This is a genomic window from Streptosporangium sp. NPDC053982, assembly GCF_055585205.1.
In genome coordinates, this window is sequence record NZ_JBVJKQ010000005.1 from 315,571 (window position 1) to 326,720 (window position 11,150).

Here is an 11,150-nt window from a genome sequence, read left to right on the forward strand (position 1 = left end):
CATGGCGGCAGTAATGATCACCGACCGTTCGATCACCATCGAGTTCGGCCCGTGGGAGCGGTTGTTCACCGGCCGCGCCCGGCACACGATCCCCGTGACGGCGGTGCGCCGGGCGAGTGCCACGGACCACCCGCTGCGCGTCCCGCGCGGGGCGAGGAAGGGCCTGACCGTCTCGGGCCACACCAAGATCGGCACGTGGGGCCTCTTCGGCGGCCCGCGGCAACTGGTGTCGGTCAGCCGCCGCCTGCCCGGAGTGCACCTGCTGCTGGACCGCGGGAGCTCCGGCGGCGAATTCGACGAGGTCGTCATCTCGGCCCCCGACGCCGCCCATCTCGCCGAGACCATCAGGGCCGTGGCCGCATGAGCGGCATCGAGGTCCGCGACCTGACCAAGCGATACGGCTCGCTCACCGCCGTCGACGACCTCAGCTTCACCGTCAGACCGGGAGCGGTCACCGCCTTCCTCGGCCCCAACGGGGCCGGCAAGACCACGACCATGCGCATGATGATCGGCCACGTCGCGCCCACCCGCGGCGATGTGACGATCGGCGGACGACGCTACCGCGACCTCCCCCGCCCGACCACCGTGGTGGGCGCGGCCTTCGACTCCGCCTCCTTCCACCCGCGGCATTCGGCCAGGGACCACCTGAACATCTACGCCGCGATGGGCGGATATCCCACCGGCCGGGCCGAGGACCTGCTCGGCCTCGTGGGCCTGACCGGATCCGCCGGACGCAGGACGGGCGGCTTCTCCACCGGCATGCGCCAGCGGCTCAACCTGGCCACCGCCCTGCTGGGCGACCCCCGCGTCCTGCTGCTGGACGAGCCGGGCAACGGCCTGGACCCCCAGGGCATGGCGTGGCTGCGCTCGTTCCTGCGCGCCCTGGCCGACGAGGGCCGCACGATCCTGGTCTCCAGCCACGTGCTCAGCGAGGTGCAGCAGGTCACCGACGACGTGGTGGTCATCGGGCGGGGACGGCTGCTGGCCGCCGGCCCCCTGCACGAGCTGTCCGGTACGGCGCAGGACGTCCTGGTGCGCACGCCCGACGCCGCCGAACTGCGCCCGATCCTGTCACGCCAGGCCCACCGGGTGGACACGACCGGCCCGCAGGACCTGCGCGTCCGCGGCCTCGGCCCGGACCGGATCGCCGCACTGGCCGCCGCTCACGGGTTACGCGTCCACGGCCTGACCGTCGAGCACCGCACCCTGGAGGAGATCTTCCTCGACCTGACCGGCGAACGGACGGATGCATGAAACCCCTCATCAACGCCGAGTTCCGCCGGCTGCTCGCCACCCGGCTGTGGGTCGCCACCCTGCTCGCGGCCGCCCTCCTCGGCGGCGGCCTGATCGGCCTGCTCGCGCTCATCGGACCGGAGAACTTCGACCCCCCGATGCCGGGACTGCACACCGAGGCCGGGGTACGGGCCGTCCTCGGCTTCCTGGGGTTCACCACCTTCGTTCCCGCCGCGATCGGCACCCTGGCGCTGACCTCGGAATACCGGCACCGGACCGTCGGCTTCACGTTCCTGTTCGCCCCGGACCGCCGGCGGGTGCTGGCCGCCAAACTCCTCACCCACGGCCTGGCGGGCATGATCTACGGGCTCGTCCTGTCGGGCACCGCCGCTGCGGCGCTGTTCGGCGCGGCCGCCGCCCGCGGCGTCGATCTGGGACTGCCCGCCGGGACCATCGCCGGGCTGCTGGCCCGCCTGGCGGTCGCGATGGCCGCCTACACGCTGCTCGGCGTGGGCATGGGCGCGCTGATCCGCCACCAGGTCGCGGCGTTGTGCGTGGTGATCGGCTATCTGTACGGCGCGGAGCTGCTGCTCATCATGATCCCTGGCGTCCGCGGCCTGTACCCCTGGCTCCCCGGCGGCGCGACCGCGGCCCTGACCGACTTCACCGCCGTGACCGACGCACTGGCCCAGCAGCTGTCCAGCGAGCCCGTCCGGCTGCTGCCCCCCGTGGCCGGTGCGCTGATCCTGCTCGGTTACACCGCGCTGGCGAGCACGGCCGCGCTGCTCAAGCCCTTGCGCCGCGACATCTCCTGAAAGGGGTCGCGCCGGCTCCGCCGCCCCGGTCCCGGGCCGGAGGCGACCGGCGGCCCGGGACACGTCCGCCTCGACGCGGCCCCGGCGAGCCCGGTGGAGGTCCTCCCCGGGACCGCCTGAGTCCCGCCCGGACCCCACCCGGAGACCACACCGCGCATTTTGCACCCTTTGACCGAGAATCTCCGTATGCCTCCGGGGATCTCCCGGTGGACGAGGAGAGTATGACTGATCTACCCTTCCGGTATGACCAAGCGGATCACCATCTCCCTCCCCGACGACCTCGCCGACGAGGCCCAGGGCTCCGGCAACGCCTCCGGCTACATCGCCGGCGCCCTGCGCGAACAGCGCCGCATCCGCGACGGCATGGCCGCCCTGGAACGCCTGTGGGGACCCGGCTGGGCCGACGGCATCAGCGACGCCGACCGCACCCGCGCCAGCCGCCTGTTCGACACCCCGCCCGACCAGCCCCGCACCACAGCCGCACCCCACACCACCCGCCGCCCCTCCCAGGACGTGGCGTGAGCACCGAACCCGAAGGACTCACCGGCCACGTCCTCGACTACGACGCCCTCTGCCACCTCCTGGACGGCAAAAGCGACTACGGCCGCGAGATCGTCCGCCAGTCCGTCCTGCGCAACACCACCCTGCTGCTGCCCGCACTGGCCGCCCAGTGCGCCGCCGCCCTGCGCCCCGCCCAGACCGAGGCACTGCTGGCCGTACCCGTCATCACGATCGGCGCCCTCACCGCCGCCGACGTCGCCGCCACCACCCGCCTCGGCCCCGCCCTCACCGCCCCCTCCCACCGCCGCCCGCCCGCAGGCGAACGCGACGCCGCCCTCGTCGCCGCCCTCACCGCCGTCCACGCCGTACTGCTGGCCGAATCCCGCGGCGGATGGCGCATCGTCACCCCCGCACCCCACCTGTACGACGGCGCCCCCGGCGTCCGCCTGGAGATCCTCCCCTGAACACCACCCCACCCACAGCGCCCGCCGACCCGCCGGGATTCGAGCTGCCCCTGCGGCTCCTCCTCGGCTTCCGCGTCCTCATCGACGACCTGCACGCCGAACTCGCCCGCCAGGGCCACCCCGACCTGCGGCCCATGCACGGCTTCGTCCTGCAGGCCATCGGCCGCGGCCCCACCACCGCCGCCGACCTCGGCCGCATGCTGGGCATCTCCAAACAGGCCGCCGGCAAGACCATCGAGGCCCTGCGCACCCTCGGCTACGTCGAACGCGGCCACGACCCCGGCGACGCCCGCCGCAAAGTCGTCCGGCTCACCCCGCGCGCCATCGACGGCCTGACCCGCTCGGAACGCATCTTCGACGAACTACGCGCCCGCTGGGCCGCCGTCATCGGAGCCGAACGGCTGCGCGCCCTGGAGAGCGACCTGCGCGCCCTGACCCCCGGCGACCTCTTCCGCCTGGACGTCCCCGGCTGGTTCGGCGACCGGCACTGACCCGCACTCACCCGCACCGGCCCCACGGCCGCCGCCACCCACCGCCCCGCCTCCGGCCGCCCCCGGCCGCTCACGCCGCGGCGGCCACCGGGCCGGAACGGTCGACCGCCACCCGCACCGCCACCGCGGCCAGCACCGTCCCCGTCAGATAACGCTGCACCCGCGCCCACACCGGCCGCCGCCCCACGAACCCCGCGATCGACCCCGCCGACACCACGAACAACGCGTTCACCGACACCGCGACGGCGATCTGCACCAGCCCCAGCACCAGGCTCTGCGCCGCCGCCCCACCCCGCGCCGGATCCACGAACTGCGGCAGCAACGACACGTACAACACCGCGATCTTCGGATTGAGGAGATTCGTCACCAACCCCCCGGAGAACAACCGCCCCGCCCCCTCGGCCCGCACCGCCTCCCCCTGCACCACCGCACCGCCCAGCATCGGCGCCGCACCGGGCCGCACCACCCGCCACGCCAGCCACAGCAGATACGCCGCCCCCGCGAACTTCACCGCCGCATACAACGCCGGCACCACCGCGAACACCGCCGCGATCCCCGCCACCGCCGCCACCAGATACACCCCGAACCCCGCCGCGACCCCCGCCAGCGCGATCAGCCCCGCCCGCCGGCCCTGCGCCACCGACCGCGACACCAGATGGACCATGTTCGGCCCCGGCGTCAGCACCATGCCCAACGCGACCCCCGCGACCCCGATCACCGCACCCGTGGAAACCATGACCGCATTCTCCCCCGCCCCCACCACCGGCGAGAACGGCCAATCCCGCCAAGTGGCCCGCCCCGCCGCACCACCCGGCCCCGTCCGGCGGTTTCACCCACGCCCCGCCGTGGCAGGCTCACTGCCATGGACGAGGAATGGGACCTGGTGGTCATCGGAGGCGGCCCCGCCGGCTCGGCCGCGGCCCTGCAGGCCCGCGCACTCCGGCCCCGCGCACGCATCCTGCTGCTGGACCGCGACGACTTCCCCCGCGACAAGGCCTGCGGCGACGGCATCGCCGCCCACGCCCGCGACGAACTCGCCCACCTCGGCCTGGCCGGCCTCATCGACGACTACCGCCCCACCCCCCGCCTGGCCGTCATCTCCCCCGGCGGCGCCCGCGTCGAAGCCACCGCCGCCCGCCCCAACCACGTCGTGCCCCGCACCGTCTTCGACGCCCGCCTCATCGACGCCGCCCGCGCCCGCGACATCGACGTCCGCCGCCACCGCGTCCGCACCCTCACCACCCGAGACGGACTCCCCCTCATCGACGGCGCCATCACCGCCCGCACCGTCATCGCCGCCGACGGCGCCAACTCCACCGTCCGCCGCCTCCTCGGCCTGCCCGCCTCCCCCGACCGGCACACCGCCCTCGCCGTACGCGGCTACGCCGACGTCCCCCCCGACGACGACACCCAGCTCATCGCCATGCAGAAAGACGGCTGGCCCGCCTACGCCTGGTCCTTCCCCATCGGCGACGGCACCGCCAACGTCGGCTTCGGCATGCTCCTGCCCCGCCTGCGCGCCACCGGCCTGCCCGGCCGCCAGGTGCTCCACGGCCGCCTCGCCGAACTCCTGCCTCACCTGCCCGCCCGCGACCTGCGCGCCCACCACCTGCCCCTGTCCCCCGGACGCCCCCGCCCCGGAGCCGGCCGCGTCCTCCTGGCCGGCGACGCCGCCGGCCTGATCAACCCCCTCACCGGCGAAGGCATCTACTACGCCCTCGCCTCCGGCCGCCTGGCCGGACAGGCCGCCGCCCACGCCGGCACCGACCCGCTGACCGCCTACCGCCGAGCCCTGCGCACCACCCTCGGACGGCACCTGCGCACCACCGACGCCCTGTCCCTGGCCGCCCAGTCACCCGCCTTCATCGACGCCGCCGTCACCACCGCCGCCCACCGCCCCGAAGTCTTCGACCTCCTCGTCGAGGTGGGCCTGGGCGCAGGCACCGTACCGGCGCCACTGGCCTGGGCCGTGGCCCGCCGCTGGCTGGCCGCATCCCTGCCCCTGCCGGGGCGGCGCCACCGCGCCTCCTGACCGGCCCGCACCCGGCACGGACGACCCTCCCCCACGGCCCACCCGGCCGTCACCGGGAAAACCACGGCCCGTACAGGACCTCCCGCGCCGGAGGCTCACAGCAGGCGCACCTCACGCGACACCGCCGCCGGGGCCAGGAAATCCAGCATCCGCATCCCCTCCCCCTCCAGCTCCGCCCGCGCCGCCGCCGGCACCGGCCCGAACAGCTCCACCTCCAGCACCGCCGCACCCCGCGACCGCCGCACCGCCCACATCCCCCGCACGAACCCGTCCACCAGCACCGTCGCCCTGATGATGCCGTTGACGGTGAACACCCGCCCCCGATGATCCTCGGCCATCATCCGCGTGCGCGTCCGCTCGGCGAACGACAGCAACGTGTTGTCGAACTCCGCCAGATAACGCACCGGCGCCACCACGTCCGGATCGGGCCGCGGCGCCTCCGGCAGGTCCACCAGCCGCGCCCCGTCCACGGTCACGAACGACCGCAGCCCCATCCCCTCCACCACCTCGCCCAGCCGGGTCAGGCCCGACCACTGCTGCAGGTCCATCACCGTGGCCGGGCCGTAGGCGGCGAGATACCGCCGCACCATCCCCGCCAGGGCCTCCCGCCCGCCGGCGCCCTCCAGCGGGCGGCCCAGCCACGCCTCGGCACTGGTGTGCGCGGGCTTGCCGCCCACCCCCCAGATCCCCCGCGGCGGCACCTGCACCAGCGCCACCCTCGCCCGCACCAGATGCACCAGATCCGCCGCGGCCACCTGCGGCCACCGCTCCCGCAACAGCGACCCCAGCTCGGCGAAGGTCAGCGGCCGCTCCTCCACCAGAGCCCGCCCCGCCTCCTCCGCCTCCGCGACCTCCAGCCCGGCCAGCCTCCTGCCCACCGGGCCGCGCAGCACCCGGTCCAGCACCGGCTGCAGCAGCGGACGCAACGCCAGGCAGTCCTCGGCGGCGACCAGATGAATGGTCGAGCGCATCAGCGCCAGCCGCACCACCCGCCGCTCCCGCAGCAGATCCGACAGCTCCTCATGGGTGAACCCCGCAAGCCGCGACCACAGACCCACGTACGGCGGATCCGGCGCCTGCGCCTGCATGCCGTACAGGTGCCGCACCGCCTCCAGCGCCGTCAGCGGCGAGCGGCGCAGCAGCAGCTGCCGCTCCAGCGTGGCCCGGTTCAACGCGCGGACGCCGAGCACCTCGGGCATGGAAGGCCCCTTCTCCGTCGGAGGACACGAAACCCGCACCCTACCAGAACGGAATAATTCGTTCCAATATGGGCGCCTCACCCCTCACACCGGCCCCAACGCCCGATACAGCGGCGGCGACTCCACCACCACCCGATCACCGGCCCGCACCAGCCCACCGGCCACCACCACACCCATCACCCCCGCCCGCCGCACCACCCGGCCCTCCCCGTCCCGCCCCACCACCCGCGCCAGCAACCCCGGCCTAAACGCCTCGATCTGCGCACACGGATTACGCAACCCCGTCACCCGCACCACCGCCTCCTCCCCCAGCCGCAGCAACGCCCCCTGCGGCAACCCCAGCAGATCCACCCCGCGCGTGGTGACGTTCTCCCCCAGCTCACCCGCCCCCACCGAGAACCCCGCCGCCCGCAACTCCTCGTGCAACTCCGCGTGGATCAGATGAACCTGACGCAGATTCGGCCGGGAGGGATCCCGCGCCACCCGGGAGCGATGCCTGACCGTCACCCCCAGATGCGCGTCCCCCTCCACCCCCAGACCCTCCAGCAGCCGGATCGCCGGCTCACACCCTTTGCTGAAGGTGTGCTCCGGACCACGGCTCACCGCGGTCACGCACGCCTCGCCCATCGCCCGCTCCTCTCGTGGAGGGTCTTTCCGCTTTTCATGATCATTTTTACACGGAAGCCGCTGCCTTTACGATGTAGATCAGAAAGAGTCGCGGCCGATCCGGTACAGCACATGGCGGCGCAGCGGGCTGCCGGCGGGGACGTTCGGATGGTCGAAGTCGTCGGCCGCGTCCCGCCTCATGCCCAGCCGCTCCATCACCGCCCGCGACCGCAGGTTCCCCTCCGCCGTCATCGACACGATCTCCCGCCGCCCCGCCGGGCCGAACCCGTACGCGAGCGCCGCCCGCGCCGCCTCGGTGGCGTAGCCGTGCCCCCAGGCCCGGCGTGCCAGCCGCCAGCCCACCTCCAGCGCCGGGGTGAAGTGCGCCTCGAACCGCTGCCACGCCAGCCCGGTGAACCCGATGAACTCCCCCGTCGCCCGCACCTCCAGCGCCCACAGGCCGTAGCCGTGCTCGTCGAACGCCGCCTCGATCCGGCCGACCATCGCGTCGGACCGCTCACGCGTCAGCGGCGCGGCAAACCACCGCATCACCTCGGGGTCGGCGTTCAGCTCCGCGAACGGCTCCAGATCCGCCTCCCGCCACCTGCGCATGACCAGCCGTTCCGTCTCCACGTGCCCCTCCCCCGCTCCGGCGGCGTCCTCGCGGCCGCACAGCGCAGGAGCATACGCACGCCCGCCCGCACCGGTCGGCGCGCGCTTTTCACGGACCGCCGCACGCACCCCGCCGGCCCGCCGGCACCGTGCCGACCTGCGGACACGGGGCGGACACGCGGCGGACGGCGATCCGGCCCCGACACGCCACCGCATCATCGCGGAATAACCTCCGCCGGACGTCGGTTACAGTAATCGTGCCGATGTGGTTTGTGTCCCCCGGGCCGCAAATTACCGCCTTCACGGAATACCGTTCGGCTGGAGCCGTGTTGTGCCTCTCGCCGAGGAGGCGACCGCCACATCGGCACCAAACGTCCCGCCCCGCGAGCGCTCCGGCGCCGCGGGGCGGTTCCTTTTCCCCTCACCCCCGCGTTCCCGGACCACACGCGGCCCTCCTCCCATCCGCGACGCGCGGCGGAGAAGGACGGATGGCTTTGCCTGCGCCCTTGGAGAAGGGCTACAAACATGGGGACCCCGCTTGTGCGGGTGCGCACAGCCGCCGGCCGCCGGGACACCGCCTAGGGTGGTGAAACCCGTCCTGCAAGAGGAGAGCCCGTGCTCTACCGCCTGACCAAGATCGTCAGCGCCCCCTTCCTGCACCTGCTGTGGCCGACCACGGTCACCGGGGCAGAGCACGTACCCGCCTCCGGGCCGGCCATCCTGGCCTCCAACCACCTGTCGGTCCTCGACTCCACCTTCCTGCCCCTGGTGCTGCCCCGGCAGGTGCGCTTCGTCGCCAAGGCCGAGTACTTCACCGGCAACCCCGTCACCGCCGCCTGGATGCGCGCCACCGGGCAGATCAGCATCGACCGCCAGAGCCCCACCGCCGCCCAGGACATGCTCGACGCCGCCGCCCGGGTGCTGCGTGACGGCGAGCTGTTCGGCATCTACCCCGAGGGCACCCGCTCGCCCGACGGCCGCCTGTACCGCGGCAAGGTCGGGGTGGCCTGGCTGGCCCTGGAGACCGGCGCGCCGGTGGTCCCGGTGGGCATGACCGGCACCGACAAGGTGCTGCCCATCGGCGCCTCGGTGCCCAAGCTCGGCCGGATCGGCATCCGCATCGGCAAGCCGCTGACGTTCACCGGCTCGGCCGCCAGCGCCCGCGACCGGCGCCGGGTGACCGACGACGTCATGGCGGCCGTCCAGGAGCTGTCCGGGCAGGAGTACGCCGGCGGCTACGCGCCCAGCCGCAGCGCCGGCTGACCGGCCCCGCCCGCCGCCGCACCCCTCCCGCTCCGCCGTACCTCCGCCGCGCCCGCGGCGGCGATCTCCGGGGCGGGGCCCGTTCACGGCCGGGCCCGCCCGCGCCGGACGATAGGCTGTGGCCCCCAGGAAACCGGATCCGACGGGGGGTGGCCGAAGGTGCCACGCGGCAGGACGATCGCGATCACATCGGCGGCGGCGGTTCTGGTGGCCGCGGGCGGCGGTGCGGGCGCCTGGTGGCTGCTGCACACCCGCGGCACCCCGCAGGAGACCGCGCAGCGCTTCACCCGGGCCTGGCAGGGCGGTGACCTGGCCGCCATGCGCGCCGAGCTCGGCAAGGCCGACCCCGCCTTCGAGGCGACCTACCGCGCCATGGCCGACAAGCTCGGCGCCGAACGCACCGAGGTACGGCTCGGCCAGGTCAGCCGGACCGGCGACGAGACCGGCCGGGCCGGCTACACCGCCACCGTCACGCTGAAGAGCGGCGGCCGGTGGAGCTACTCCGGCGCCCTGGAGCTGGCGGTCGTCGACCGCAACTGGCGGGTGGCGTGGTCGCCCGCCGCCGTCCACCCCGATCTGGCCTCGGGCCGGTCGTTCGCCCTGGCGGCCCGCTGGCCGAAGCGGGCCGGGATCACCGCCGCGGGCGGTGAGCGCATCGACGACGGCTCGGCGGGCGGCTCGGTGCAGCAGCTCGTCGGCTACCTCGACAAGGCCACCGCCAAGGAGGCCAAGGCCCTCGGCGCGCCGTACGCCGCCGGGGACACCGTCGGCAAGGACGGTCTGCAGCTCGCCTTCCAGCGGCGCCTGGCCGGCGTTCCCGCCACCGAGATCCGGATCGTCGACTCCGGCGGCAAGACCGTCAAGAAGGCCGGTGAGATCGCCGGCCGCGACGGCGAGCCGCTGCACACCAGCCTGGACCTGCGCGTGCAGCGCGCCGCCGCCGACGCGGTGCGCGACCTGAAGAAGACCGCCTCCCTGGTGGCGGTCAAACCCTCCTCGGGGGAGATCCTCGCCGTCGTCAACAACCAGGGCGGCTTCAACCGCGCCCTGATGGGCAACTATCCGCCCGGCTCCACCCTCAAGGCGGTCACCGCGGTGGCGCTCCTGGCCGAGGGCATGAACCCGGGCGACCGCACCACCTGCCCCAAGGACGTCAAGGTCGGCGGCCTGCCGATCCGCAACTCCCACCACGCCGGCTACGGCTCGGTGACCCTGTCGGACGCCTTCGCCTACTCCTGCAACACCACCTTCGCCCCGCTGGCCGCCCAGCGGCTGGGCGCGGCCAAGCTGCTCAAGACCGCCGAGCTGTTCGGCTTCAACACCCCCCTCGACATCGGCGTCCCGGCCGCCAAGGGCTCCTTCCCCCGGGCGGCGAGCGACGCCGAGCTGGCCGCCGAGTCCTTCGGCCAGGGCCGCGTCACCTCCAGCCCGCTCATGGTCGCCTCGGTCGCCGCGGCCCTGGCCGACGGCTCCTGGCGTCCGCCGACGCTGGTGCCCTCCGTCAAGCAGGAGGCCGCGCCGCGCGAACTGCCCGACGGGGTCGTCCCCGGCATGCACAAGATGATGTCGGCGGTGGTCACCAAGGGCACCGCCAAGGACGCCCGGCTGCCCGCCGGCACCCGCGGCAAGACCGGCACCGCCGAGTACGGCCCGCAGGACGACCTGAAGACCCACGCCTGGTTCATGGGTTTCCGCGGTGACCTGGCCTTCGCGGTGATCGTCGAGGAGGGCAGCGGCGGCGGGACCGTCGCCGCCCCGGTGGCGGCCCGCTTCCTGCGCGCCCTGGACTGAGCCCATCTGAACCCGGCATGGAGCCGCTGGAGCCGCCGCCCCTTCCCCTGCCCAACGCCATGGCCGGGCGGATGACCGCACGACGGCCCGGCACCGTCCCCGGGGTTGAGGAACCCAGGAACAGCCATTGGCGCCGAGAATGA

13 protein-coding genes are annotated in these 11,150 nt (G+C 74.1%); 9 read left to right on the forward strand and 4 right to left on the reverse strand.

The features are described 5' to 3' along the window. The first annotated feature begins 1 nt into the window (after position 1). The 6 genes from ACZ6W9_RS11090 to ACZ6W9_RS11115 all read left to right on the forward strand — a co-directional run bounded on the left by ACZ6W9_RS11090 (position 2) and on the right by ACZ6W9_RS11115 (position 3,504). Entirely contained in the window at positions 2-364 is a 363-nt protein-coding gene (locus tag ACZ6W9_RS11090) for a hypothetical protein (RefSeq protein WP_389967759.1), read from the forward strand. Continuing rightward, positions 361-1,254, forward strand: coding sequence for an ABC transporter ATP-binding protein (locus ACZ6W9_RS11095; protein WP_389967757.1), 894 nt, complete (start codon positions 361-363; stop codon positions 1,252-1,254). The genes ACZ6W9_RS11090 and ACZ6W9_RS11095 overlap by 4 nt, the downstream gene beginning before the upstream one ends. Further along, entirely contained in the window at positions 1,251-2,048 is a 798-nt protein-coding gene (locus ACZ6W9_RS11100; protein WP_389967755.1) for an ABC transporter permease, read from the forward strand. The genes ACZ6W9_RS11095 and ACZ6W9_RS11100 overlap by 4 nt, the downstream gene beginning before the upstream one ends. Before the next feature lie 243 nt (positions 2,049-2,291). Beyond that, positions 2,292-2,570, forward strand: coding sequence for a hypothetical protein (locus ACZ6W9_RS11105; protein WP_362938005.1), 279 nt, complete (start codon positions 2,292-2,294; stop codon positions 2,568-2,570). After that, complete coding sequence (locus tag ACZ6W9_RS11110; protein ID WP_362938008.1) at positions 2,567-3,013, forward strand: hypothetical protein; 447 nt, start codon at positions 2,567-2,569, stop codon at positions 3,011-3,013. Before ACZ6W9_RS11105 ends, ACZ6W9_RS11110 begins: the two co-directional genes overlap by 4 nt. Then, positions 2,941-3,504: a MarR family winged helix-turn-helix transcriptional regulator gene (locus tag ACZ6W9_RS11115; protein ID WP_389967752.1), complete on the forward strand. Its 564-nt coding sequence runs from the start codon at positions 2,941-2,943 to the stop codon at positions 3,502-3,504. Before ACZ6W9_RS11110 ends, ACZ6W9_RS11115 begins: the two co-directional genes overlap by 73 nt. A 70-nt stretch (positions 3,505-3,574) precedes the next feature. Here ACZ6W9_RS11115 and ACZ6W9_RS11120 read toward each other — a convergent pair whose 3' ends face one another. Continuing rightward, a complete protein-coding gene (locus ACZ6W9_RS11120) occupies positions 3,575-4,240 on the reverse strand; it encodes a LysE family translocator (protein ID WP_470117482.1) in 666 nt (221 codons plus the stop codon). A 126-nt stretch (positions 4,241-4,366) separates the two neighbouring features. Between ACZ6W9_RS11120 and ACZ6W9_RS11125 the strand changes: the two genes are divergently transcribed. Next, positions 4,367-5,536, forward strand: coding sequence for an NAD(P)/FAD-dependent oxidoreductase (locus ACZ6W9_RS11125; protein ID WP_389967749.1), 1,170 nt, complete (start codon positions 4,367-4,369; stop codon positions 5,534-5,536). A 95-nt stretch (positions 5,537-5,631) separates the two neighbouring features. Here ACZ6W9_RS11125 and ACZ6W9_RS11130 read toward each other — a convergent pair whose 3' ends face one another. The 3 genes from ACZ6W9_RS11130 to ACZ6W9_RS11140 form a co-directional block, all read right to left on the reverse strand. Next, the gene (locus ACZ6W9_RS11130) at positions 5,632-6,735 is read right to left on the reverse strand and encodes a winged helix DNA-binding domain-containing protein (RefSeq protein WP_389967747.1); all 1,104 of its coding nucleotides are present in this window, start codon (positions 6,733-6,735) and stop codon (positions 5,632-5,634) included. Between the two features lie 84 nt (positions 6,736-6,819). Then, positions 6,820-7,362: an MOSC domain-containing protein gene (locus tag ACZ6W9_RS11135; RefSeq protein WP_470117483.1), complete on the reverse strand. Its 543-nt coding sequence runs from the start codon at positions 7,360-7,362 to the stop codon at positions 6,820-6,822. Between the two features lie 78 nt (positions 7,363-7,440). Continuing rightward, positions 7,441-7,974: a GNAT family N-acetyltransferase gene (locus tag ACZ6W9_RS11140; protein WP_389967744.1), complete on the reverse strand. Its 534-nt coding sequence runs from the start codon at positions 7,972-7,974 to the stop codon at positions 7,441-7,443. A 594-nt stretch (positions 7,975-8,568) separates the two neighbouring features. Between ACZ6W9_RS11140 and ACZ6W9_RS11145 the strand changes: the two genes are divergently transcribed. Both ACZ6W9_RS11145 and ACZ6W9_RS11150 read left to right on the forward strand, forming a co-directional pair. Then, positions 8,569-9,216, forward strand: coding sequence for a lysophospholipid acyltransferase family protein (locus tag ACZ6W9_RS11145; protein ID WP_389967743.1), 648 nt, complete (start codon positions 8,569-8,571; stop codon positions 9,214-9,216). A 159-nt stretch (positions 9,217-9,375) separates the two neighbouring features. Continuing rightward, positions 9,376-11,007: a penicillin-binding transpeptidase domain-containing protein gene (locus ACZ6W9_RS11150; RefSeq protein ID WP_389967742.1), complete on the forward strand. Its 1,632-nt coding sequence runs from the start codon at positions 9,376-9,378 to the stop codon at positions 11,005-11,007. The last annotated feature ends 143 nt before the right edge of the window (positions 11,008-11,150 follow it).

What these genes read in the sequence shown, in the direction of transcription:
- ACZ6W9_RS11090 (WP_389967759.1), top strand. Translation starts at nt 2, where the DNA reads ATGGCGGCAGTAATGATCACCGACCGTTCGATCACCATCGAGTTCGGC.
- ACZ6W9_RS11125 (WP_389967749.1), top strand. Translation starts at nt 4,367, where the DNA reads ATGGACGAGGAATGGGACCTGGTGGTCATCGGAGGCGGCCCCGCCGGC.
- ACZ6W9_RS11130 (WP_389967747.1), bottom strand. Translation starts at nt 6,735, where the DNA reads ATGCCCGAGGTGCTCGGCGTCCGCGCGTTGAACCGGGCCACGCTGGAG.
- ACZ6W9_RS11135 (WP_470117483.1), bottom strand. Translation starts at nt 7,362, where the DNA reads ATGGGCGAGGCGTGCGTGACCGCGGTGAGCCGTGGTCCGGAGCACACC.
- ACZ6W9_RS11105 (WP_362938005.1), top strand. Translation starts at nt 2,292, where the DNA reads ATGACCAAGCGGATCACCATCTCCCTCCCCGACGACCTCGCCGACGAG.
- ACZ6W9_RS11115 (WP_389967752.1), top strand. Translation starts at nt 2,941, where the DNA reads ATGGCGCATCGTCACCCCCGCACCCCACCTGTACGACGGCGCCCCCGG.
- ACZ6W9_RS11095 (WP_389967757.1), top strand. Translation starts at nt 361, where the DNA reads ATGAGCGGCATCGAGGTCCGCGACCTGACCAAGCGATACGGCTCGCTC.
- ACZ6W9_RS11120 (WP_470117482.1), bottom strand. Translation starts at nt 4,240, where the DNA reads ATGGTTTCCACGGGTGCGGTGATCGGGGTCGCGGGGGTCGCGTTGGGC.
- ACZ6W9_RS11100 (WP_389967755.1), top strand. Translation starts at nt 1,251, where the DNA reads ATGAAACCCCTCATCAACGCCGAGTTCCGCCGGCTGCTCGCCACCCGG.